We start from the raw sequence: 23,337 nt of genomic DNA, 5'->3' as shown, positions 1-23,337 counted from the left end.
GCACGGGCGCACCGGTGATCTCACCGGCAGGCTGCACAGCACGAAGTGGGAGGGGGAGGGCCGGTGCGACCCGGCCCTCCCCCTCCCTCTTCGTGTGTCACCCGGGCGCGCGGCTACATCTGCCGGTACGGCCAGTACACGTCCATGCAGCCCGTCTTGGCACCGTTGACGGCCTCGGTGCCCTCCAGCGGGTCGCTGTCGTCGGCCGCGGCCTTCGGGAACGTGGACCCCGTCCGCCAGTCCGAGCCGACCGTGAGCGTCAGCCCGTCCGCGTCCGGCTCCTCCTTGACGGCGCTGGTCGGGATCGACAGCGCCTTGGCGACCGAGAGCGCGTCCGACCTGCCCTGGGTGCCGGAGCTCTTCGGATAGGTCACCTCGGTCGTCAGCGCCGATCCGGGCTCGGACGAGGTGGTCGCGTCCGTGAAGCCCTTGGTCTGCAGCAGGTCCCGGACGCCCGCGGCGCGGTTGCTGGTGGGCGCCTGGCCGTCGGCCGCCGTCCCGTTGACCACGGTCACGGCGAGCGAGGCGGGAGCGGCGGCGGTGGGTCCGCTCTCCTTCTTCTTGGCCTTGGCCCGGTCCTTCGCGTCGAGCGACTCGTCGTCGCGGAGCAGTGCCCAGAGCTTGTCGGCGGCGCCCGGCTTCGCCAGGACGTGGTTGTCGTCCTCCGGGTCGATGATCCGCGGCATCGTCAGCATGTTCATCTTGTCCATCGGTACGCCCTTGAGCTGCATGCCGAGGTCGAACAGCTTCTTCACCGAACCGATCTCCTCGGAGACCTGGAGCGACTTGGTGGCGGTCTCGGCGAGGCTCATCAGCCGTCCCGTGTCCGTGAAGGCGTTCTGGCTCTTCAGCTCACGGATGACCGAGTTCATGTACATGTGCTGGGCCTTGGACCGGCCGAAGTCGCTCTCGAAGGCGTGCCGGGTGCGCAGCCACTGCAGGGCCTGCTTGCCCTTGATCTTGTGCGTGCCGGCCGTCATCCGCAGATAGGAGCCGCCGGGCACACCGGGCTTGGGCACGTCGTTGACGTTCTGCTTCACACAGACATCGGCACCGCCCACCGCGTCCGCCATGTCCACCACACCGGCGAAGTCGACCATCATCCAGTGGTCGATGTAGACCCCGGTGAGCTTCTCCCAGGTGTCCAGCGTGCAGCCGGGGCCGCCGCGGCCGAGCGTCTCGTTGATGAGCGCGTTGGTGGCGGGGTACTTCTTGCCGTTGTCGGGGTCCTCACAGGCCGGGATGTCCACCCGGGTGTCGCGCGGGATGGAGACGACCGAGGCGTTCTTCCGGTCGGCCGACACATGGAGCAGCATCTGCACATCGGCGAGCGGGATGCCGCCGACGCTCGACTTCGAACCGCCGAGCTTGAGGTTCTCCGCGGTGTTCCGGCTGTCGGACCCGATCATCAGGATGTTCAGCGGGGTCTGGCCGGCCGCGTTCGGCGCGGTCTTCTTCGCCGCGCTGTTCCCCGCGCTGCGGTGCCCCTTGCGGAGGTTGCTGTTCAGATGCTCGTACCAGAGATAACCGGCAGCGCCGGTGCCGAGTATGAGTACCGCGAGGGAGAGGGATATCCAGCGCAGTACGCGGTGCTTCTTGCGCTTCCCGGCCCGGCGCGATCCGCCGCGCCGCCCGCCGCCGTGGGACGCGCCGCGGCGGGCCCCGTCCCCGTCATGTGCCGGGGCTTCGCCCTTACCGTCCTCGTAGAGACCGTCGTCCCAGCCCAGTTGACCGGCATGCCGGACCCCTGGTCGCGTCCCCTCCCCTGACGTGCTGCTCCGCCCCACCGGGACCCCCCTGCTGCTCAGACTCGCGGTATCGCGCAGTGACCCGGTGTCACTTGGCGCACTCTGCCTTGTCGGCGCTGGCCTTCGGAATGTCGATCTTGGCCGGCCCGGTGATCGGGACGCCCGCTCCCTTGAAGTCCCCGCCCAGCGTCAGGGACATGGCCTCCAGCCCCTCGGCGTCCTTGGTGCCCTGCTTCATCGCGGATCCGGGCAGCCCCATCATCTCGGCGAGGGCGCGGGCCTGGTCCGCCTGGTTCGGTGCGTAGGCCAGCGTGGTCTTGGCCGCCTTCGCCGGGGCGTTGGCCTTGTTCGTGGACTTCAGGACGCCCTTGGTGTTCTGCAGCCAGGTGACGGTCTGCTGCGCCGCACCGGCGATCTCGCCGCCGTTGTACACATCGACCCGGACGTCGGCGGCAGCGGCCTTGGTTCCCTTGAGGAGCGCGTCCTGCTTGCCCTTGGCCGCCTTCTTCTGCGCGGCCACCTCGGTCAGCGAGGTGTCGTCGCGCATCATCGCGAAGAGCGGGTCGGACTTGGCCTGGTCCAGGACGACGGTGGCGTGGACCTTCTCCGCCGGGTTGTCCACCACCGGAACGGTGACGAACGAGATGTTCTTCGTGTCGATCTTCTTGAGTTCCTTGGCGAGCGACGTCAGCTTCGGCACCGAGCCGATGGCCTTGTCGACCGTGAGGGCCTTCGTCGCCGCGTCGGCCAGCTTGAACAGCTTGGTCGGGCTGGTCAGAGTGTCGTCCGACTTCATCTGCCGGATCATCGAGCCGATGAACTGCTGCTGGACCTTGATCCGGTCCAGGTCGCTCTGATTGCCGAAGCTGTGCCGGGTCCGTACGAACGCCAGCGCGTCCTCGCCCTCGATCTTGCTCTCGCCCGCGGGCAGGTCGAGGTGGGAGTCCTTGTCCTGGACCGGCTTGGCGAGGCAGACCTTGACGCCGCCGACCGCCGTGGAGAGCTCCTTGACCGCGTTGAAGTCGACCATCATGAAGTGGTCGACCGAGAGGCCCGTGATCTCCTTGACGGTGTTCATCGTGCAGCCCGGGTCGCGGCCCTCCTGACCGAGGCTGGTGTTGAACCGGATGTTCTCGGTGCCGGGGATGACCTTGTCCGAGCCGTCCGACTGCCTGGTCTTGCAATCCGGGATGTCGGTGATCAGGTCGCGCGGGATGCTCAACGCCGTGGCGTTGGTGCGGTCCTTGGAGACGTGGAACAGGATGTTGGTGTCGGCGTGGCCGGTGCTGCCCTTGTCCCCGTAGCCCTCGTTGCCCTTGCCGGTGCGCTTGTCCGTACCGATGATCAATATGTTGAGGGGCGCGTTGGCCGTGGCGACGTCCTTGTTGCCGGCGTCGCCGATGTCCACGGTGTTCAGGTTGCCGTTGAAGTGCTGGTACAGCATGTACCCGCCGGCCGAGACGCCGACGAGCAGGAACGCCATCACGCCGCCCGTCCAGAGCAGCGCCTTCTTCCGGCGGGCCTTGGGCGCCTTCCGCTTGCGGCGGCCGGGGCCGTTCTCGCCGGGGCCGGAACCCCTGCCCGAGCCGGAACCCCCGCCCGAGCCGGAACCTCTGCCCGAGCCGGAATCCTCCGGGCCGCGCCGGCCGCGCGTCGAGCGGCGGCCGCCCTGCCCGGGCGCCTCACGGCCGGATCCGGCGCCGTGTGCGCCCTCGCCGTCATGGGCAGCCCCTCTGCGCCTGGAGGCGCGCGGGGCCGAAGCGCTCCGACTGCCGCCCGAATCCCCTCCGGATTGATTCAGTCGCAGTTCGTAGTCGCCGGTGTCCGGGTTGAGGACCCATTGGTCTGCGGGGTCGATATCGTCCGCCCGCCCACGGCTTTGCGCATCCACGGTTGCTTGAGTCCTCCGTCGGTGCCACGCGAGGCGCCTCCCCCGATAAGGCGCTCAGTCTTTCGCTCCGGAAGTACGCGGCCCGAGGGCCGGAAGCACCGGATCGCGTCACACTATCCGTCCAGTTCGGCGCCTAGCGACGGGCGTGACACATTCCACGGCCCTTACAACCGGGCATTCTTCCCATTGCACGCCGAACGTTGATGTCTGCTTGGCCATTGCTTTACTGCTTGCACAGGTCGGTTGCTGCGTTGTTACCCGAATAGGTGGGTGTGGGGCTGGGGCCCGGAGCGCCCTCGGCGCTTGATTCTCCGTCTGTGGGCTCGCCGGACCGGCCGTTGCTGTCTTCATCCTGTGAATGTTCCGAACCTTCCCCGTGGCCGTCGTTCTTGCCGTCGTCACCATTGAGTTCATCCGCCGGAACGACGGCGAGCGGCTCGTCGTCGCGCAATTGCTTGAACAGCCTGTTCGCGGCGGGCTGTACCAGTTCGTCCCGGTTCGCATTGGCCCGGTACGGCTGCCGGGGAACAGTCAGGAACTGCACCTTGTCCGTCGGCACATTGCGCATGCCGCGCACCAGCTCGTAGAGGTCCTTCAGGGAGTCCAGCCCCGGGTCCGTGGTCAGCGCCTTCGTCGCCGCGTCCAGCACCGGGTAGAGCCGGGTCGGGTTGAGCAGCACGCCGTTGCTCTGCACCTTGTTGACCAGCGCGCCCAGGAACTGCTGCTGGCGGTCCATCCGTTCGGTGTCGCTGCCGTTGCCGATCGACTTGCGGACCCGTACGTACCCCAGGGCCTGCTCGCCGTTGAGCTTCTGGCGGCCCGCCGGGAGCTTGAGGTGGGCGGCGGAGTCGTCGATCGGTTCCTTGAGGCAGATCTGGACGCCGTCGACCGCGTCGACCATGTCCTTGAAGCCGTTGAAGTCCACGACCATGAAGTGGTCGATGCGGACGCCGGTCATCTTCTCGACGGTGCGGATGGTGCAGGCGGTCCCGCCGAACTCGAAGGCCCAGTTGAACTGAGCGAATTGCGGCTTGCTAGCGGTTTTGTCCGAGTTATGGCAGGCCGGGATGTTCGACATCAGGTCGCGCGGGATGGACATCGCGGTGGCGCTTTTCCGGTTCGCGGCCAGGTGCAGCAGGATCGTGGTGTCCGAGCGCTGGCTGCCGCCGTCGTCGCGGCCGTACTTGCGGTTGTCCCCGGCCCGGCTGTCGGAGCCGATCAGCAGGATGTTCTCCGCGTTATGGACGACGGAGGTGGGGCGCTCCTTCTCGTACGCCTTGAGTTCGGCGGCGGCGGAGGTGTCCGTCTTGATGTTGCCGTCGAGCTTCTTGTACAGCCACCAGCCGGCGCCCGCGGCGAGCAGGACGACGAACGAGGCGCCCAGCGCGGTCCAACGCAGCCAGTGGCGCTTGCGCTTGACGGTGATGTCGAGCGTCGGGCCCGGGCCCTTGTCCGGCGGTCCGGACGACGGGCCGCTGCCCGAACCGCTGCCCGATCCGCTGCCTGACCCGCTGCGCGTCTCGCCGCCGGGGGCGGCCCCGGCGGCACCCTCGGAAACGTCCTTCGACGTGTCTTCGGGGGTGTCCTTCGGGGTGCTCTGCGGGGGGTTGTCCTGGGCGCGCTGCTCGCCGCGCTCATCCCCGGGCGATCCGTCCGGCGTCCGGTCCTCGCCCGCGGCCGAGTCGTCGGGGTCGGCCGGAGTGCCGGCGCTTTCGGTCACGTCTGGGTCCATCCTTCACGTTCGGCGGCGCGCTGGGCCGCCGGTTGCAGAAGTAGACGGCTGAACCTCACGCTTGGTTGTGCCTGGAGTGGTCTGTACCGCAGATCATGTACCGGAGTTGACGCATCGCCGGGAGGGCTCGGCCCACGATGGGCCGGACGGGTGGCCCTCGGGCCGCTTGTCGTACCGCAGCGCGAGAGGCGGGGCCCGCCGGGCCCGGCCCACCGTCATACGGTCCGGGTGACCCGCTCGCTCTCGACGCGCTGCGCCAGTCCGTCCTCGCCCAGCTGTCCGAGGTGCCGGCACAGGACCACGGAACCCCCGGTCGCCAGCGGTGCGAAGAGTCCGGCGCTCAGGCCGTCCCAGGTGTCGTACGTACGGCCCGAGAGCAGCCGGGATCCGGCGCCCAGGCCCAGTGCGGCACCGTCCTCGCGGGCCCGTTCGACCAGCTGTGCAGAGGTGAGCGCGACATCGCCCGCGGTCAGCGCCGGGGCATCCGGGTCCACCGGGGCGAACGGGGCGAACCGGTCACCCTGGCCCGGCACCTCGACCGCGTAGTCCGCGAAGCCCTCGGGCGGCTTCGGGAACCTGCCGCCCATCGGGCGCAGCGCCAGGGCGATCCGCTCGCCGCGGCAGGCTCGCGCGGCTTCCAGTGTGTCCGGTCCGGTGACGACGAGATCGGCGGCGGCCGGGTCGCCCTGCACATCGGCGACGACGCCGACCGAGGAACAGGCGAGCAGCCAGACGGCGGACTGCCAGTGCGCGGGCAGCAGCAGCGCGAGCCGGTCGCCGGGCTCCGCGGCGAGGTCGCCCTGCAGCAGGTTGGCGGTCTTGGCCACCCAATTGGCGAAGGTGGCCACCGACAGTTCGACGCGTTCTCCGGTGGCGTCGTCGTAGAAAGTGACCATGGGGCGGGCCGGGTCCGCGGCAAGCGCGGAACGCAGCAGGTCGGCAGGGGTGCGGTCGCTGGCGTTCATCCGCGCAAGGGTACGTGGCGGCGGCGGGCGGGGCCGGGTGCGACGGGTGCCGGGTACACCGGTTCGGCAGACGGGCCGTCAACTGCCGGAAGAATCACCGGTCGCCGGAGTTGTCCGATTGTGCCCAGGATCATCTGTATGCGTGCCTTCATTGCATCCGCCATTGGTGTCACCTGTGCCGCAGCACTCGCGCTGCCGCTCGCCGCGCCCGCGGGCGCCGCCCCCGACACCCCCGCCCACTCGACCGCCGCGCCCGCCGAGGCGTCCGACCCCGCCGCACTGCCCGGCTCGACGCAGTCGCTGGCCCTGACCTCCCTGTCCACCGCCTCCGCGCGGGCCCCCGGCGAAACCGGCACGGCAGCCGCCGGACAAGGGCTGGCCGAGCGCGACGTCCGGGCGTTCTCCATGGTCGGCGTCGTCTGGGACGACGTGAACGCCGAACTGCACGGCACCGCCCAGGTCCGTACCCGTGCCACCGGCACCGGCCGCTGGTCCGGCTGGCAGGACCTGGAGACGCACAACGCCGAGCACTCCGCTGACCCCGGCACCGCCGAACGCGACTCGGACGCGGTCCGCGGCTCCACCGCCCCGCTCTGGGTCGGTGACTCCGACGGCGTCGAGGTCCGGGTGAACCCCGAGGCCCCCGGCACCCGGGACGCCTCCGCGACCCCCGTACCGCTGCCCGCCGGGCTGCACCTCGAACTCGTCGACCCGGGCAAGGACCCGCAGGAACCGCCCGCCACCGGTGCCGCCGGCGCCGACCGCACCACGCTGCAGGCCGACGCCGCGCTTCCCGCCCTGAGCAGGTCCGCGACCGACGCCGCCGCCGGGTACGCGCCCGGCGCCAAGCCGTACATCGGGCCCCGCCCGCGCATCGTCACCCGCAAGGGCTGGGGCGCCGACGAGAAGCTCCGCGAGAAGGCCTTCGCGTACACGAAGACCGTCAAGGCGGCCTTCGTCCACCACAGCGCCACCGGCAACAACTACACGTGCTCCCAGTCGGCCTCGGTGCTGCGCGGCATCTACCGGTACCACGTCAAGAGCAACGGCTGGCGCGACCTCGGCTACAACTTCGCCATCGACAAGTGCGGAAACATCTTCGAGGGCCGGGCCGGCGGGGTCACGAAGGCCGTCATGGGCGCGCACACCCTCGGCTTCAACACCAACACCATGGGCGTCGTGGTGCTCGGGACGTACAGCAACTCGAACCCGCCCGCCGCCGCGGTCAACGCCGTCTCGAAGCTCACCGCCTGGAAGCTCGGCCTCTTCAAGGCCAACCCGAAGGGCAAGGTGACGCTCGTCTCGGGCGGAAGCAATAAGTACAAGAAGGGCAAGAAGGTCAAACTCAACGTGATTTCCGGCCACCGCGACGGTTTCGCAACCGAATGCCCCGGAGCGCGTCTCTACAAGAAGCTCGGCACGGCACGGACCAGTTCGGCCAAGCTCCAGGGCCGCTGACACGGAAGGAGCCGAACGGCGCCGACGGCGCCTCGGGCCTGCTGAGGACTGCTGACCGAGGACACCCCGTCCGGTCTGCATACACTGGCCAGCCGAAGAAGCTGGTGTCCGGTCTCCGCCGGGCGCGGGGCGTCTGCGGAGACCGGACACCAGCTTCTCACCAGGCCCGGCCCCAGCAGGAAGCAGAGACAGTGCTGTGACAGAGGCAAAAGAAGCGATTCTCCTGGTCGGCGGCAAGGGAACCCGGCTGCGCCCGCTCACGGTGCACACCCCGAAACCCATGGTTCCGGCAGCAGGCGTCCCCTTCCTCACGCACCAGCTGGCGCGTGCCCGGGCCGCCGGGGTCGAGCACATCGTCCTCGCGACGTCGTACCTGGCGGAGGTCTTCGAGCCGTACTTCGGCGACGGCTCTGAGCTGGGCCTCCACATCGAGTACGTCACCGAACGCGAACCGCTCGGCACCGGCGGCGCCATCCGCAACGTCGCCGCACGGCTCACCTCGGGCCCGGACGAACCGGTCCTCATCTTCAACGGCGACATCCTCACCGGCCTCGACATCCGGGCGCTGGTCACCTCGCACGCCGACTCCGGGGCCGATGTCTCGCTCCACCTCACCCGGGTCGACGACCCGCGCGCCTTCGGCCTCGTGCCGACGGACGACACCGGCCGGGTCACCGCCTTCCTGGAGAAGCCGCAGACCCCCGAGGAGATCGTCACCGACCAGGTCAACGCGGGGGCGTACATCTTCCGCCGGTCGGTCATCGACACCATCCCGGCAGGCCGCCCGGTCTCCGTGGAGCGCGAGACGTTCCCCGGACTGCTCGCGTCCGGCGCCCATCTCCAGGGCATGGTCGACTCCACGTACTGGCTGGATCTCGGTACTCCCCAGGCCTTCATACGGGGCTCCGCCGACCTGGTCATCGGCCGCGCACCCTCCCCGGCCGTCCCCGGCCGCTGCGGCGACCGGCTCGTCCTGCCGACCGCCACGGTCGCCCCCGACGCCAAACTCTCCGGCGGTACGGTCATCGGCGCGGACGCCGTGGTCGGCGCCGGCGCGCGGATCGAGGGCTCCACGGTCCTCGCGGGCGCGGTCGTCGAACCGGGCGCCGTGATCACGGACTCCCTGGTCGGAGCGGGGGCCAGGATCGGCAGCCGTACGGTGCTGGCCGGTGCGGTCATCGGGGACGGCGCCAAGGTCGGCGCCGACAACGAACTGCGCGACGGCATCCGGATCTGGTGCGGGGCACATCTGCCCGCCGCATCGGTGCGCTTCTCCTCGGACGAATGACCGGGGCGATCCGCTTCCCGCAGGACACCCCGACTGGCCGGAATCAGCCGTACCCTCGACAGGCACCCCCGACTACCGAGGACCCTCACCCGTGGCAGGACGATTCGCTCCCCGCAGCGCCTCGCACGCGGCCGTCCCGCGCCAGGTGACGACGCCCGCACCGGCGGCGCTGACCCGTGACTGGACCCCGCCGGGCCCGTTCGACCTGCGGCTCGTCCTCGGCCCGCTGCGCCGCGGCCCCGCCGACCCCACCTTCCGGATGACGGCGGACGGCTCGGTCCGCCGCGCCAGCCGCACCCCCGCCGGCCCCGGCACCCTCCATGTCGTCCCCCGCGAAGGCCGGATCGAGGCGGCGGCCTGGGGGCCCGGCGCGTCCTGGCTGCTGGACCAGCTGCCGACCCTGCTGGGCGCGTCGGACGAACCGGAGGCCTTCACCCCGCGCCACCGGCTGCTCGCGGTGACCCACCACCGCAGGCCGGGACTGCGACTCCTGCGGACCGGTCTGGTGATGGAGTCCCTGATCCCGTCCGTCCTGGAGCAGAAGGTCACCACGGACGAGGCGTACCGCGCCTGGCGGCTCCTTGTCCGCAAGTACGGCGAGCCGGCGCCCGGCCCGCAGGAGTACGGGCTGTACGTCATGCCGGACGCCCGCACCTGGTCCCTGATCCCGTCCTGGGAGTGGCACCGCGCGGGCGTCGACAGCAAGCGTTCGGCGACGATCCTGCGCGCGGTCCGGGTGGCCCGCCGCATGGAGGAGGCGGCCGCCATGGCCCTGCCCGACGCCATGTCCCGGCTCCAGGCGATCCCCGGCATCGGCCCCTGGACCGCCGCCGAGACCCTGCAACGCTCGAACGGCGCCCCGGACGCGGTCACGGTCGGCGACCTCCACCTGCCCGGCATCGTCGGCCACGCACTGGCCGGCAACCGCAACGCCGACGACGAGGCGATGCTGACCCTCCTGGCCCCCTACGAGGGCCAACGCCACCGGGCCACCCGCCTGATCATGCTCTCGGGCAACACACCCCCGCGCCACGCACCGAGAATGACGCCGCGCAACATCGCCCAGCTGTAGGAGCAGGCCGACTCGGGCCGATGTGTCCTGCACGCTTCCACTTGGGCCCGGCCAATTCAGCCGACCTGTCCCGCACACGTCCACCGGGCCGGGGCCATTCAAGCCCGTCCGGCGATTGAGGACCGGGGCCCGGGGCAGAGCCCCGAAACCCACGCCGGCCCCCTCACCGCACCGCGACGAACTCCGCCGCATCGCGCCCCACCCGGGGCGACGGTGCCTCCACCGGCCGTCCCACCGCCACCGCCCCCAACGGATCCCACGACGCCGGCAACTCCAGCACCTCCCGCACCACATCGCGGCAGAACATCGTCGAGGACACCCACGCCGACCCCAGCCGCTCACCCGCCAGCGCCACCAGGAAGTTCTGGATCCCGGCGCCCGCGGCGACCACGAACATCTCGCGCTCCGCCGTGTCCCGCCGCGCGTCCCCGTACGTGTGGGAGCCGTCCATCACCATGCACGGCACCACCAGATACGGCGCCCGGCGCAGCACATCGCCCCGCCGCACCCGCTTGGCGATCGACTCCTCGCTCTTCCCGTCCCGCCGCAGGTCCGCGATCCACGCGTCCCGCATCGCGTCCAGCAGCCGGGTCCGGGACTCCGCCGACTCCAGCAGCACGAACCGCCACGGCGTCGTGTGATGCGGCGCGGGCGCCGTCACCGCCGCGGCCACGGCCCGCCGGACCGCACCCGGATCCACCGGTTCGTCGGCGAACTCGCGGACCGTACGCCGCTGGGTCACCGCCTCCCGTACCGCCTCGGACGTCCCCAGCCGGAACATGTCGTCGGCCGCGACCCGCACCATCGCCCGCGCACCCTCGGCGGACGCCGGGTCCACGACGTGGCCGAGCCCGCGCACCACCGCCACCGGCAGCCCGTTCGCCTTGCCCTTGACCAGGTCACCGGCAGCGGCCAGCTCGTCGGCCGTGGCGACCACGGTCGCGCTCAGCGGATTGCCGTACGCGTCGGTCCCGCCCCGCAGATCGTCCAGCACCCGCACCCCGGCCGCGCCGATCGCGACATCGGTCAGCCCGCTGCGCCACGGGCGCCCGAAGGTGTCCGTGACGACGACGCCGACCTCGACGCCGAGCGTGTCCCGCAGCCCCTCCCGGATGGCCCGCGCCGAGGCGTCCGGGTCCTCGGGCAGCAGCAGGACCGTTCCGGCGGGGGTGTTGGAGGCGTCGACCCCGGCCGCGGCCATGACCAGGCCCTGCCGGTTCTCCACGATCCGCAGCGCACCGCGCCGGGCCACCACGCGTACCGTCTCGGCGTCGATCGCCGCCTCCCGGTCGGTGGCCTCGACGATCCGGCCCTCCGCCTTGGAGACGATCTTCGAGGTGACGAGCAGGACGTCACCGTCGGCGAGGCCGGGCTCGGTGGCGGCGATCAGCTTCGCGAGATCGTCCCCTGCCCGCACCTCGGGCATCCCCGGCAGCGCCCACACCCGGAAGGAGGGCGCGGCGTCCGGATCGGCGGTGCTCATGCCCGTACCTCTTCCGCGAGAGCCAGCGCCTGCCGGGCCATTTCGGCGGTGGCGGCGACGTCGGTCATCATCAGCGGCACGGAACGGCAGCGGATGCCCGCGGACTCCACCTCGTCCACCGTGCCCGCGTCCACGGTGTCGACGAGCCAGCCGTCGAGCAGCCCGGAGCCGTAGTGCTGGGCGACCGCCGCGGCCGTCGACTCGACGCCCACCGCGGCGAGCACCTTGTCGGCCATCCCGCGCACTGGTGCGTCACCGACGATGGGGGAGAGGCCGACGACCGGCACCCCGGCCTCGGCGATGGCTTCCCTGATACCGGGCACGGCGAGGATGGTCCCGACGGACACGACGGGGTTCGACGGCGGGAAGATGATGACGTCGGCCTCGGAGATCGCCTCCAGGACGCCCGGTGCCGGCTTGGACTGCTCGGCGCCGACGGGCACGATCGCCTGGGCCGGGACGGAGGCGCGGAGCTTCACCCAGTACTCCTGGAAGTGGATGGCCCGGCTCTCGCCGTCGACATCGACGGCGACATGCGTCTCGACGCGGTCGTCGGACATCGGCAGCAGCCGTACGCCCGGCTTCCAGCGCGCACAGAGCGCCTCTGTGACGGCGCTCAGCGGATAGCCCGCGCCGAGCATCTGCGTACGGACGATATGGGTTGCGAAGTCACGGTCTCCCAGCCCGAACCACTCGGGGCCGACGCCGTACGCCGCGAGTTCCTCCTTGACGTGGAAGGTCTCGTCGGTACGGCCCCAGCCCTGGTCCTCGTTGATGCCACCGCCGAGGGTGTACATGACCGTGTCGAGGTCGGGGCAGACCTTGAGCCCGAACAGATGGATGTCGTCACCGGTATTGCCGATCACCGTGATGTCCGCGTCGGGCGCGGCCTCCTTGAGGCCACGCAGAAAACGAGCACCACCGATACCGCCGGCCAGAACCACAATGCGCATGGGAAACAGTCTGTCAGGCGGAGCCTGATCCTTGTGGGGGTGGTGGCGGGCGACGGGTGGGACTGTCAGGCGGTGGCGGTGGCGGTGGCGGTGGCACCGGCGCACTGGGCGGCGTGCATCGGCATGTCGGTCAGGCCCGGGTAGTAGATGTGCAGGCTGACTGCCGGTTCGAGGGAGTCGTTGACCACCTCGTGGACGTAGCCGGGGGCGAAGATGCGCTGGGCGCCGGGGCCCAGCGTCCGCTTCCCGCGGTCCGTACGTTCCGTCAGTTCGCCGTCCAGCACGGTCAGTACGCCGGAGGACAGGCCGTGGTCGTGCAGCCCGCTGCCCTGGCCCGGGATCCAGCTGAGCAGCCAGACGTCGTAGGTGGGGCGGCTGAGCAGCCGGTGATACCAGCGGGTGGTGGCGTCGTACTGGACGAGCGGTGCCCATCGGGAGCGGTCACCGGCGATACCGCGGGCCAGCCCGACGAACTCCGCCACCGTGGCGGGGTGCTCGGGGGCGGGGCGCAGGAGGTGCTGGACCTCAAGGATGTCGCCGGCGATCTGGAGGTCGCTGTCGCTGTTCATGGGTGCGGTGGTTCCTCGGCAGGAGTGCAGGTGCGGTGCAGTGCGGATGCAGGGGTGTCGCGAGGACCGGGAGGGACCGGGTGACCACGGGCCGCGAAGGCCGAGGGTGGAAGGTCCGGAGGTCCGGGAGGAGCTGTGTCGGGCTGGAGCGCGAGAGCTTCAACAGCTGAGACAGCTGGAACAGCTGGAACAGCAACAGCGAGCCTGGACAGCGCTACGGAACCCACGGCTGTGGGTCACGCGCATCGCTGAGGTCACTGGCATGACATCAAGGAGAACCGCAGAGCCTTTGGCTGTCAACCCAATGACCGATTTGGGGCTAATGTTTCACCTCATCCGGTTACTCCGAGCGGAGAAAGGTTTGTGCAGCCCTCGCCGGGGAGATGTGGCGCAACAGACGCACCGGCAAACACGGTCGTGGCCCCGTGACCCGACTGTGATCTTGATCGCTTCGGTGATCGAATCGCAACGTGTCAGGCCTCCGGGGAGTTTCCCTCCATGACGGACGGGTGCTCGATCGGCCCATGGCATATGTCAGGTTTTTGGTGATTTGAACACTTTCTGCATAGGCTTGGTTCCGCAGAGTGAATACCGGGCCCAATAGCAGATCTGCGCTTGACTGGCATGAAGCTACACACTTGTAATTTCACTCGTGTCGTTCGGCCGATTCGATAACGGCCGCATCACGGGGACGCAAGAGACAGACGAGGGGCGCACATGACCGAGCTGTTCCAGCAACTGCTGGTCGAGGACGCGGATGAGGAACTCGGCTGGCAGGAGCGCGCACTGTGCGCCCAGACCGATCCCGAGTCCTTCTTCCCCGAGAAGGGCGGATCCACCCGCGAGGCAAAGAAGGTCTGTCTCGCCTGTGAAGTCCGGTCCGAGTGCCTTGAGTACGCCCTTTCCAAAGACGAGCGGTTCGGCATCTGGGGCGGGCTTTCCGAGCGCGAACGACGGCGCCTGAAGAAGGCCGCGATCTGAGCACGGGAGACCGGGCCGGCCGGGGCCGGAGCCGTCGGGACCAGGCTGAAGGGCCTGCCCGAGGGGCTGTACCGAAGAGTCGTGCAGCGTATCCGGACCGAAGAGCCGCGGCCGGTATCCGGACCGAAGACCTGTACCAAAGAGCTGTACCGGCAAGGACTCGAAGAGCTGTACCGGCAAGACCTCTGACCTGACGGTCCGAAGACGTCGGCCCGGAGGAGCGGACTCCTCCCCGGCCCCGTTCGCCCATGGCCCGCCGCCTGCACCCTGCCCGCAGGCGGCGGGCCATCGCCGTCCCTGCCCGGCCTCCCGTCCGCCCTCTCGTGGGCAGGACGGACGCAGGGGCGCCACCGGTCCGCAGCCACGGCCCCGCACCCCTCCACCGCTGTGCCGTGGCCCTCGTTCAAGCGCTCCGCGCCACCCCGGTTATCCGTACCGTTAGTGTGGGGCCCCGTCCGAGACGCGCCAACGACCCGACAGGGCGCGCGTGTACACCGATGCAGCCCCCGGGGGTACGTTCCCCCGGACCCGGCCGGAGGGCCCGTACCTCGATGTCCGTGCACAGCCATTCGACGGCGCCGTACGCGGCTGCCGCCGCCCCAGAGTTCCCCCGGCATGTCGTCACCGCCGTGCTCGTCTCCCACGACGGCGCACGCTGGCTGCCCGACGCGCTCGCCGGGCTGCTCGGGCAGGAACGCCCCGTGCAGAACGTCGTCGCCGCCGACACCGGCAGCGCGGACGACTCCGCGCGGCTGGTCACCGAGGCGCTCGGTGCCGACCGCGTCCTGCACCTCGCGCGACGGACGAGCTTCGGCACCGCCGTCGACGAGGCGAGCCGCACCGCCGGTGTCCTCACGCCGGACGACCTGCCGTACCTGAAGCGCCCCAGCGGCTGGGACCCGGTCACCCGGTCCTGGCGCGACGACAACTACGACCTGCCCGAACTGCCGCACGGCGAACCGGTGCAGTGGCTCTGGCTGCTCCACGACGACTGCGCGCCCGAGCCCGACGCGCTCGCCGAGATGCTGCGCGTGGTCGACAACGACGCGCACGCGACGATCGTCGGCCCCAAGCTCCGCGGCTGGTACGACCGCAGGCAGCTCCTCGAAGTCGGGGTCTCCATCGCCAACAGCGGCCGCCGCTGGACCGGCCTCGACCGGCGCGAGCAGGACCAGGGCCAGCACGACCAGGTCCGTACCGTCCTGTCCGTCTCCACCGCGGGCATGCTGATCCGCCGGGACGTGTGGGAGGAGCTCGGCGGCTTCGACCGCAGGCTTCCCCTGATGCGCGACGACGTCGATCTGTGCTGGCGCGCCCACATGGCCGGGCACCGGGTGCTCGTCGCCCCCGACGCCGTCCTGCGGCACGCCGAGGCATCCGCCCGGGAACGCCGTCCCATCGACTGTGCCGGGCGCTCAGTCTCCAGCCCGCACCGCGTCGACAAGGCCGGCGCCGTCTACACGATGCTCGTCAACGCCCGCGGCAAGCTGCTGCTCTGGGCGCTGCTGCGGCTGGTGTTCGGCACCCTGCTGCGTACCCTCGCCTATCTCGTCGGCAAGGTGCCGGGACAGGCACTCGACGAGGTCGCCGGGCTCCTGGGCACGCTGCTGCGGCCCGGACGGATTCTCGCGGCCCGCCGGGCCCGCGGCAAGGGCGTCATCGACCCGGCCGAACTGCGCGGGCTCTTCCCGGCGCCCGGCGCCACCGTCCGCGCGACCGTCGAACAGGTCGCCGGGAACTTCGGCGGCTCGTCCGACGCCGAGGCCGGCGGCTCGCGGCACGGCGCCGTCGAGTCCGGACCGGGCGGCGACGACGCCGACTTCCTGGAGATCGACCAGTTCGCCAAGCTGAAGCGCGTCGGTCGCAAGCCGGGCCCGGTGCTCTTCGCCATCCTGCTCCTGGTCTCGCTCGTCGCCTGCCGCAGCCTCCTCGGCGGCGGCGCACTGGCCGGCGGCTCGCTGCTGCCCGCACCCGGCGACGTGTCCGAGCTGTGGGGGCGGTACGCGGACGGCTGGCACACCGTCGGCACCGGCGGAACCCAGAACGCACCGCCCTACCTGGCGCTGATCTCGGCCCTGTCCGCACTGTTCCTCGGCTCCACCGGCTTCGCGCTCACCCTGCTGCTGGTCTGCTCGGTCCCGCTCGCCGGACTCACCGCGTACTTCGTCTCCCGGCCGCTGCTCCCCTCGCGGCTGCTGCGGGCCTGGGCGAGCGTCGCGTACGCCTTCCTGCCCGCCGCGACCGGCGCCCTGGCGACCGGCCGCCTCGGCACTGCCGTACTGCTCGTCCTGCTACCGCTGATCGGCCGCGTGGCCGTCTCCGCACACGGCATGCGCGGCGGCGGCGACACCCGCGGCAGCTGGCGCGCCACCTGGGCGTACGCACTGCTGCTCACCTTCGCGATGGCGTTCACGCCCATCGTGTGGCCGCTCGCCGTGGTCCTCGGCATCGGCGTGCTGGTGCTGCGCCGCAACGACATCACGGCCTACGGGCTCCGTTTCCTCGCTACGGTCGGCACCCCGATGCTGGTCCTGGCGCCCTGGTCGCTCTCGCTCCTGACCAGCCCCGCGTCCTTCCTGAAGGAAGCGGGCCTGGAGACCGGTGAGGGGTCGGCTTCCGCCCTGGACCTGCTCGGGATCAGCCCCGGCGGCCCCAAGGCGGCGGGCGGCGTCCTGCTGCTCGGCATCGTGCTCGCGGCGCTGGCCGCGCTGCTGCGCGGGGAGCGGCAGTTCGCGGTACGGACCGCCTGGGCCGTCGCCCTGGTCGGCCTGGTCTTCGCCGGGCTCGCCAACGGCTCGGGCTGGGCGGGACCGGCCACCCTCGTCTACGGCGCCGCGCTCATCGCCGCCGCCCTGGTCGGTGCGGACGGCGCCCGGGTACGCGTCGCCGAGCTCAGCTTCGGCTGGCGCCAGCCGGTGGCCGTCCTGATCGCCCTCGCCGCCGGGGTGGCCCCGGTGCTGGCCGCCGTGGGCTGGATGATCGGCGGTGCCGCAGGCCCGCTGGAACGCCGCGATCCGGTGCAGGTGCCCGCGTTCGTCGCCGAGGAGTCCGGCACCCGCGACCAGCCGCGCACCCTGGTGCTCGGCGGCACCTCGTCCGCCTCCGTCCCGTACACCCTGGTCCGCGGCTCGGGCGCGCGGCTGGGCGATGCCGAACTGGCCGCGGCCGGCGACGGCAACAGCCACCTCGACAAGGTCGTCGCCAACCTGGTCGCGGGTTCCGGCGCCGATCAGGGCAGCCAGCTCAGCGGCTTCGCGATCCGTTACGTCCTCGTGCGGGACGGGGCGCCGAAGCAGATGAGCCGGGTGCTCGACGCGACGCCCGGACTCAGCCGGCTCAGCCAGCTGGACGGCAGCGCGCTCTGGCGGGTCGACCGCCAGGTCGCCCGGATCATGATCGTCCCGTCCGCCGCCGGCGACGAGCCGCTTCCGGTCGGCTCCAACCCGGTCGAGGCGCACACGGAGATCCCGAAGGGCGCCGTCGGCCGGGTGCTGCGGATCGCCGACGCCGCCGACCCCGGCTGGCACGCCACGCTGGACGGACGGCCGCTGACCCGCAAGACCGTCGACGGCTGGGCCCAGGGCTTCGAGCTGCCGACCGAGGGCGGCTCGCTGGACCTGACGTACGAGACGTCCTTCACGCACTCCGCGTGGATCTGGGCCCAGGCGGCGCTCGCCGTGGTCCTGGTGGTCATGGCCCTTCCGGGCCGCCGCCGCGAGATCGACGACGACCTGCCCGAGGAGACCGCCCCGGTCCCCGCCGAGCCGGTCGCGGGCGAGGGACGCCGGGCGCGCAGGCTGCGCGCGGCCGCCCAGGCCGAGGGCGAGGACGGCGACGAGGAGGGCAACGCGGGGGAGCGGGCGGAGTACGCCCCGCCTCAGCAGCCGGCCGCCGAACCGCAACCCCAACCGCAGTCCACCGACGACCAGGACGTCTTCGTACCGCAGCAGGCGGACGGCGACACGGGGCAGTACGCCGCGGTGCCGCAGCAGGCCGATGGCGACACGGGTCAGTACGCGGCGGTGCCGCACCAGCAGTACGGGGAATGGGACGCCCAGCAGTACCAGGGCGCCGACTACCCGCAGTACCAGGAGGGCCAGTACCAGGAGGGCCAGTACAACGACGGCCAGCACAACGACGGCCAGTACGGAGCAGGGCAGCAGCAGAACGTCCCCGGCGCGTACGACCAGTACGGCTATCCGCAGCAGCAGGGCGACTACACGTCGTACGGCCAGGGGCACTACACCAACGCCCCGTACGACCCGGCCAACCCGCAGTACGACGCCAACGCCCAGTACGGCACGGGTGAGCAGTACGGCAACGTCCCGTACGACCCCAATATCCCGTACGACCCCAACGTCCAGTACGGCACGGGCCAGTACGGCGACCAGCAGCCGTACGACCCACAGAGCCAGGACCAGAACCAGAACCGGGATCAGAACCAGAACCCCGACGAGAACCCCGCCCCGGGCCAGAACCCGTGGCCCGGTAACGCATCGCGAGGCGAGTCCGAGTGAAGTCCACCAGCCTGTCCCTCATCGCGGGGGCCGTCGCCCTCGCCGCCGTCACCGGATTCGCCGCGCTCACCGTGCCCGGGGACGGGGATGCGACGGAGGCGAAGGCGGCCGCCCGGCTCCCCGTGGAGCGGTCCAGCCTGCTCTGCCCGGCGCCCGGTCTCTCGGACCTCGCGGAGACGACGTACACGTCCTTCACTCCGGCCGCGACGAGCGGCGGCGAGGCAGGCATGGCCGAACTGAAGTCACCGGCTGCCAAGAAGGACGACGAGGAGAGCAAGGACAAGGACGGGAAGAAGAGCAAGGGCAAGAGCAAGGACAAGAAGGCGGACCCGGACAAGCCCGTCGTCGCGCTCAAGGAGCCCGGCAAGCCGGCCACCGCCGATGTCTCCGGCTCCGACGCCCCCGCCCTCGTCGGCACCGCCACCGGCCGGCTGGCCCCCGGCTGGACCGCCCAGCAGACCACCACGGTCGAGGCGGGCGACTCACGCGGCCTGCTCGGTGTCAGCTGCACGGCGCCCGACACCGACTTCTGGTTCCCGGCCGCGAGCACCGCGAAGTCCCGTGAGGACTACGTCAACCTCACCAACCCCGACGACACCGCCGCGGTCGCCGACATCGAGCTGTACGGTCCGGACGGCACGCTCAAGTCCGATGTGGGCGAGGGCATCACGGTCCCCGCGGGCGGCGGCGTCCGGGTCCTGATCTCGACCCTGACCAGCAAGGCGGCCGACGACGTGACCGTCCACGTCACCACGCGTACCGGACGGGTCGGCGCGGTCGTCAGGACCGCGGACAACAAGACCGGCAGCGACTGGCTCACCGCCTCCGCCGCACCGGCCGGAACCCTGGTGCTGCCCGGTATCCCGGCGGACGCGACCTCGGTCCGGCTGGTGGCCTTCGCCCCCGGCGAGGACGACGCGGATCTGAAGGTGAAGCTCCTCGGCAAGACGGGCGCGTTCTCCCCGGCGGGTCACGAGGATCTCCACGTGAAGTCGGGGATGACGGCCGGGGTCGACCTGAAGAACGTCACCCGGGGTGAGGCGGGCTCGCTCCTGCTGACCCCTTCCGAGAAGGACAGGGCCACCCCCGTGGTGGCCGCCCTGCGGGTGGTCCGGGGCAAGGGCGACAAGCAGGAGGTCGGCTACATCCCGGCGACCGGTCCGGTGGGCGCACAGGCGACGGCCGCCGACAACCGGTCCAAGGGCTCGGTCCTCTCGCTCACCGCGCCGGGCGCCGCCGGAACGGTGAAGGTCACGGCGTCCTCGGGCAGCAAGGGCGGTACCCCGGTCAGCAAGACGTACAAGGTCGCGGCGGGCACGACGGTCGCGGTCACCCCGCCGGTCCCGTCGGGGCTCAAGGGCACGTACGCGCTGACGGTCGAGACGCAGTCGGGCGGTCCGGTCCACGCCGCCCGCACGCTCGCGCTTCCGCAGGACGGAATCCAGATGTTCACGGTGCAGACGCTGCCGGACGACGGCGGAACGGTCGAGGTACCGGCGGCCGAACAGGACCTGTCGGTCCTGGACGACTGACGGGAGCGACAGACAGACAGGGGGCGGGGGCCCGAGTGCGAGCCCCCGCCCCCTGCCGCTCGTTCCGCTACTCCTGCCCGTACCGCGGATCGACCGATTCGGGCGCGAGCCCGAGCAGCTCCGCGACCTGTTCCACGACGACCTCATGGACCAGCAGCGCACGCTCGTCGCGGTTCTTGGTGCGGATCTCGACGGGGCGCCGGTAGATGACGATCTGCGCCGGGCGTTCCTTCTCGGCGGACAAGGCGTTCCCCAGCGGAACGGTCTCCTCCCCGGTGCCCGGCACGTCGAGCACCACGAAGTCGACCTCGGCCAGCTGCGGCCAGCGCCGCTCCAGCCGCTCCACCGAGTCCTGCACGAGATCACGGAAGCTGTCCGCCCGGCTGGCCGAGAGTGGCACCTGGGGCGGGGCGACGGGCCCACGCATACCTCGGCCGTGGCGGTCTCGGCGCCGCGGTCGCGGCTCGGACGGGTGGGGCGGTACGGGGCTGTCCATCACCGACGCAGCGTAACGCTCCGCGGGCCGGGCGGACGGCCGCTGCCCGGGAGCGCACCCGCCTGTCCGCTCTTGAACAATCCGGCCATGAGGGAGCCCGTTTCAGGCCCCGCTCCTGACCGCAGGCCTCCTGCCTTTTGACCGCTTTTGAGGTGAGTGGTGACCGGAATCATTACCGTCATGACCTGCGACCCTCTGTTGCCGCGCAGGTCAGGGGAGTTGCCCCGGAGGCGGCTGTGCTCGACGTCACAGGGCGACACGGTGGGGTGAGCTGAGGGAGAGTCGTCGCAGCCCGCTCAAGAGTGCGGTAGCGTCCAGCATCGTGAGCCCTGTACGTCGCTGTTCGCGCACCGCGTGCGGCCGCCCTGCCGTCGCGACACTGACGTACGTCTATGCCGACTCGACTGCGGTCCTCGGCCCGCTCGCCACCTACGCCGAGCCCCACTGCTACGACCTCTGTGCCGAGCACAGTGAGCGGCTGACCGCGCCCCGGGGCTGGGAGGTCGTCCGGCTCTCCGATCCCTCCGCGCCCACCCGCCCCAGCGGTGACGACCTCGAAGCGCTCGCCAACGCCGTACGGGAAGCCGCGCGTCCGCAGGACCGGGGCGGCGACGGGCCCCGGGGCGGCGGCCCGCGCACCGCGGATCCGATGGAGGTCGCCCGCAGGGGGCACCTCCGCGTGCTGCGCTCACCCGACTCCTGAGCGGGCCGCCGGTATGCCCGGCGCGCGGGGTGCCCCCGGCCGCCGGGTAGTTTGGCGGTCCGAAGAAACCCTCAGGAGGACCGTCCCGTGACTGCAGACCTGTCGCAGCTCGTGAAGGCGTACGACATTCGCGGGGTCGTGCCCGACCAGTGGGACGAAGCCCTCGCCGAGCAGTTCGGAGCGGCGTTCGTCGAGGTGACGGCCGCGGACGCGATCGTGGTCGGCCACGACATGCGCCCCACATCGCCGGCCCTCTCGGGGGCCTTCGCCCGTGGTGCGGCCGCCCGGGGCGCGGACGTCACGATGATCGGCCTGTGCTCGACGGACCAGCTGTACTACGCGTCGGGCGCACTGGATCTGCCGGGCGCGATGTTCACGGCCTCGCACAACCCGGCGCAGTACAACGGCATCAAGATGTGCCGTGCGGGCGCCGCACCGGTCGGCCAGGACACCGGCCTGGCCGAGATCCGCGCCCTGGCCGAGAAGTGGTCCGGGACCGGCGGCCCGCAGCCGACTGCCACGCCCGGCACGATCACCGAACGGGACACGCTCACCGACTACGCCGCGTATCTGCTGTCGCTGGTGGACCTGTCCGCGATCCGCCCGCTGAAGGTGGTCGTGGACGCGGGCAACGGCATGGGCGGCCACACGGTCCCCACGGTCTTCGCCGGCCTGCCCGTCGACCTCGTCCCGATGTACTTCGAGCTGGACGGCACGTTCCCCAACCACGAGGCCAACCCACTGGACCCCAGGAACATCGTCGACCTCCGGGCCCGGGTGGTGGCCGAGGGCGCCGACCTGGGCCTGGCCTTCGACGGCGACGCGGACCGCTGCTTCGTGGTGGACGAACGGGGCGAGGGCGTCTCCCCGTCGGCGATCACCGCCCTGGTCGCGGCCCGCGAACTGGCGCGCAACGGCGGCCGCGGCACGGTCATCCACAACCTGATCACGTCCCTCTCCGTCCCGGAGGTCGTACGCGAGAACGGCGGCACCCCGGTCCGCACCAGGGTCGGCCACTCCTTCATCAAGGCGGAGATGGCCGCACACGGCGCGATCTTCGGCGGTGAGCACTCCGCGCACTACTACTTCCGCGACTTCTGGAACGCGGATACGGGCATGCTCGCCGCCCTCCACGTCCTGGCTGCCCTGGGCGGTGGCCAGGAGCCCCTCTCGGCCCTGCTGGCCCAGTACGACCGCTACACCGGCTCCGGCGAGATCAACTCCACGGTCGACGACCAGCCTGCCCGCACCGCGGACGTACGAGCAGCGTTCGCCACCCGCGAGGGCGTGACGACCGACGACCTGGACGGCCTGACGGTCACGGCCCCGGACTGGTGGTTCAACCTCCGAGCCTCCAACACGGAACCACTGCTGCGCCTGAACGTGGAGGCCCGGGACGAGAAGGCGATGGCGGCGGTACGGGACGAGGTCCTGACCATGATCCGCAGCCCCGAATCCGCCGAATCCACCGAAACCGACGCAAGCGCTTCCTGAGCGCATGGCTCGGGGGCCTGTCGGGTCGAGGGCCGGCGCTTCCTGGGCGGGCTGATTCGGGCTTGCTCGGGTGAGGGCCGGCGCCTCCTGGGCAGCATGGCTCGGGGCCTGCCTGGGCCGGGGCCGGCGCTTCCTGGGCGGGATGGCTCGGGGTGTCTGCATCGGCCCGAAATCCCCCTCCACCCATGGCTCCCCCGACCCGGATGTCGAGCCCGGCGCGCACGGCGGCGGCCGCGAGCAGCGCTACCTCCGTCCCCTGCCCTCCCCGTCCCCCCGTCCCTACATCAGCCCCAAATCCAGCCCCTCCGGCGTTTGAGGAGCGGGGTCCGGGGCGGAGCCCCGGTTACGGGAAGGGGCGGGTAGGGGAACAGGCCCGCCGCAGGCGCCCCCCCCCCCCCCCCGCCCCCCCCCCCCCCCCCCCCCCCCCCCACCCCCCCCCCCCCCCCCCCCACCCC

At 71.3% G+C, this 23,337-nt stretch carries 16 protein-coding genes; 8 read left to right on the top strand and 8 right to left on the bottom strand.

Annotated elements, in window-relative coordinates; translation table 11 throughout:
* Positions 1–113: 113 nt before the first annotated feature.
* The 4 genes from ACFVW8_RS30445 to ACFVW8_RS30430 form a co-directional block, all read right to left on the bottom strand.
* Positions 114–1,787: an LCP family protein gene (locus tag ACFVW8_RS30445; protein WP_389695624.1), complete on the bottom strand. Its 1,674-nt coding sequence runs from the start codon at positions 1,785–1,787 to the stop codon at positions 114–116.
* Positions 1,788–1,836: 49 nt separating this feature from the next.
* A complete protein-coding gene (locus tag ACFVW8_RS30440) occupies positions 1,837–3,639 on the bottom strand; it encodes an LCP family protein (RefSeq protein ID WP_389695622.1) in 1,803 nt (600 codons plus the stop codon).
* A gap of 223 nt (positions 3,640–3,862) precedes the next feature.
* On the bottom strand, positions 3,863–5,359 hold the full coding sequence (locus tag ACFVW8_RS30435) for an LCP family protein (protein WP_389695620.1): 1,497 nt from the start codon (positions 5,357–5,359) through the stop codon (positions 3,863–3,865).
* Positions 5,360–5,586: 227 nt separating this feature from the next.
* On the bottom strand, positions 5,587–6,336 hold the full coding sequence (locus tag ACFVW8_RS30430) for a TIGR03089 family protein (protein ID WP_389695618.1): 750 nt from the start codon (positions 6,334–6,336) through the stop codon (positions 5,587–5,589).
* Positions 6,337–6,474: 138 nt separating this feature from the next.
* On the opposite strand from ACFVW8_RS30430, the gene ACFVW8_RS30425 reads away from it, so the two are divergent.
* The 3 genes from ACFVW8_RS30425 (at position 6,475) to ACFVW8_RS30415 (ending at position 10,154) form a co-directional block, all read left to right on the top strand.
* Positions 6,475–7,794 carry a peptidoglycan recognition protein gene (locus tag ACFVW8_RS30425; protein ID WP_389695616.1) on the top strand — a complete coding sequence of 440 codons (1,320 nt, stop codon included), beginning with the start codon at positions 6,475–6,477 and terminating at the stop codon, positions 7,792–7,794.
* Positions 7,795–7,990: 196 nt separating this feature from the next.
* The gene (locus ACFVW8_RS30420) at positions 7,991–9,082 is read left to right on the top strand and encodes a sugar phosphate nucleotidyltransferase (RefSeq protein ID WP_389695614.1); all 1,092 of its coding nucleotides are present in this window, start codon (positions 7,991–7,993) and stop codon (positions 9,080–9,082) included.
* Positions 9,083–9,173: 91 nt separating this feature from the next.
* On the top strand, positions 9,174–10,154 hold the full coding sequence (locus ACFVW8_RS30415; RefSeq protein WP_389695612.1) for a DNA-3-methyladenine glycosylase family protein: 981 nt from the start codon (positions 9,174–9,176) through the stop codon (positions 10,152–10,154).
* A gap of 163 nt (positions 10,155–10,317) precedes the next feature.
* On the opposite strand, the gene ACFVW8_RS30410 is transcribed toward ACFVW8_RS30415, so the two are convergent.
* From ACFVW8_RS30410 to ACFVW8_RS30400, 3 genes are all read right to left on the bottom strand, one after another.
* Positions 10,318–11,637, bottom strand: coding sequence for a coenzyme F420-0:L-glutamate ligase (locus tag ACFVW8_RS30410; protein ID WP_389695610.1), 1,320 nt, complete (start codon positions 11,635–11,637; stop codon positions 10,318–10,320).
* The gene (gene cofD / locus ACFVW8_RS30405) at positions 11,634–12,590 is read right to left on the bottom strand and encodes a 2-phospho-L-lactate transferase (RefSeq protein ID WP_389695608.1); all 957 of its coding nucleotides are present in this window, start codon (positions 12,588–12,590) and stop codon (positions 11,634–11,636) included. Before cofD ends, ACFVW8_RS30410 begins: the two co-directional genes overlap by 4 nt.
* Before the next feature lie 65 nt (positions 12,591–12,655).
* Positions 12,656–13,159, bottom strand: a complete 504-nt coding sequence (locus ACFVW8_RS30400) for a cysteine dioxygenase (protein WP_389695606.1) — start codon at positions 13,157–13,159, stop codon at positions 12,656–12,658.
* Positions 13,160–13,876: 717 nt separating this feature from the next.
* On the opposite strand from ACFVW8_RS30400, the gene ACFVW8_RS30395 reads away from it, so the two are divergent.
* The 3 genes from ACFVW8_RS30395 (at position 13,877) to ACFVW8_RS30385 (ending at position 20,189) form a co-directional block, all read left to right on the top strand.
* On the top strand, positions 13,877–14,140 hold the full coding sequence (locus tag ACFVW8_RS30395; protein ID WP_024494319.1) for a WhiB family transcriptional regulator: 264 nt from the start codon (positions 13,877–13,879) through the stop codon (positions 14,138–14,140).
* Positions 14,141–14,691: 551 nt separating this feature from the next.
* Entirely contained in the window at positions 14,692–18,657 is a 3,966-nt protein-coding gene (locus tag ACFVW8_RS30390; RefSeq protein ID WP_389695604.1) for a glycosyltransferase, read from the top strand.
* Positions 18,654–20,189 carry a DUF5719 family protein gene (locus ACFVW8_RS30385; RefSeq protein WP_389695602.1) on the top strand — a complete coding sequence of 512 codons (1,536 nt, stop codon included), beginning with the start codon at positions 18,654–18,656 and terminating at the stop codon, positions 20,187–20,189. Before ACFVW8_RS30390 ends, ACFVW8_RS30385 begins: the two co-directional genes overlap by 4 nt.
* 67 nt (positions 20,190–20,256) lie before the next feature.
* Here ACFVW8_RS30385 and ACFVW8_RS30380 read toward each other — a convergent pair whose 3' ends face one another.
* Positions 20,257–20,685 (bottom strand): metallopeptidase family protein, encoded by a 429-nt coding sequence (locus ACFVW8_RS30380; protein ID WP_389695600.1) that lies wholly within the window; start codon positions 20,683–20,685, stop codon positions 20,257–20,259.
* A gap of 322 nt (positions 20,686–21,007) precedes the next feature.
* Here ACFVW8_RS30380 and ACFVW8_RS30375 point away from each other — a divergent pair, with 322 nt between their 5' ends.
* Positions 21,008–21,388: a DUF3499 domain-containing protein gene (locus tag ACFVW8_RS30375; protein ID WP_389695598.1), complete on the top strand. Its 381-nt coding sequence runs from the start codon at positions 21,008–21,010 to the stop codon at positions 21,386–21,388.
* An 87-nt stretch (positions 21,389–21,475) separates the two neighbouring features.
* Positions 21,476–22,882, top strand: a complete 1,407-nt coding sequence (locus tag ACFVW8_RS30370) for a phosphomannomutase/phosphoglucomutase (protein ID WP_389695596.1) — start codon at positions 21,476–21,478, stop codon at positions 22,880–22,882.
* Positions 22,883–23,337: the final 455 nt, after the last annotated feature.

It is taken from the genome of Streptomyces sp. NPDC058221 (assembly GCF_042882365.1).
Lineage (GTDB): Bacteria > Actinomycetota > Actinomycetes > Streptomycetales > Streptomycetaceae > Streptomyces.
Note: the sequence above shows the minus strand (reverse complement) of the source record. Positions and strands in the feature narration are given on the sequence as shown.

Excerpts from the sequence above, each read along its gene's own strand:
- ACFVW8_RS30430 (WP_389695618.1), bottom strand. The coding sequence starts at position 6,336 with ATGAACGCCAGCGACCGCACCCCTGCCGACCTGCTGCGTTCCGCGCTT.
- ACFVW8_RS30425 (WP_389695616.1), top strand. The coding sequence starts at position 6,475 with ATGCGTGCCTTCATTGCATCCGCCATTGGTGTCACCTGTGCCGCAGCA.
- ACFVW8_RS30410 (WP_389695610.1), bottom strand. The coding sequence starts at position 11,637 with ATGAGCACCGCCGATCCGGACGCCGCGCCCTCCTTCCGGGTGTGGGCG.
- cofD (WP_389695608.1), bottom strand. The coding sequence starts at position 12,590 with ATGCGCATTGTGGTTCTGGCCGGCGGTATCGGTGGTGCTCGTTTTCTG.
- ACFVW8_RS30400 (WP_389695606.1), bottom strand. The coding sequence starts at position 13,159 with ATGAACAGCGACAGCGACCTCCAGATCGCCGGCGACATCCTTGAGGTC.
- ACFVW8_RS30395 (WP_024494319.1), top strand. The coding sequence starts at position 13,877 with ATGACCGAGCTGTTCCAGCAACTGCTGGTCGAGGACGCGGATGAGGAA.
- ACFVW8_RS30390 (WP_389695604.1), top strand. The coding sequence starts at position 14,692 with ATGTCCGTGCACAGCCATTCGACGGCGCCGTACGCGGCTGCCGCCGCC.
- ACFVW8_RS30380 (WP_389695600.1), bottom strand. The coding sequence starts at position 20,685 with ATGGACAGCCCCGTACCGCCCCACCCGTCCGAGCCGCGACCGCGGCGC.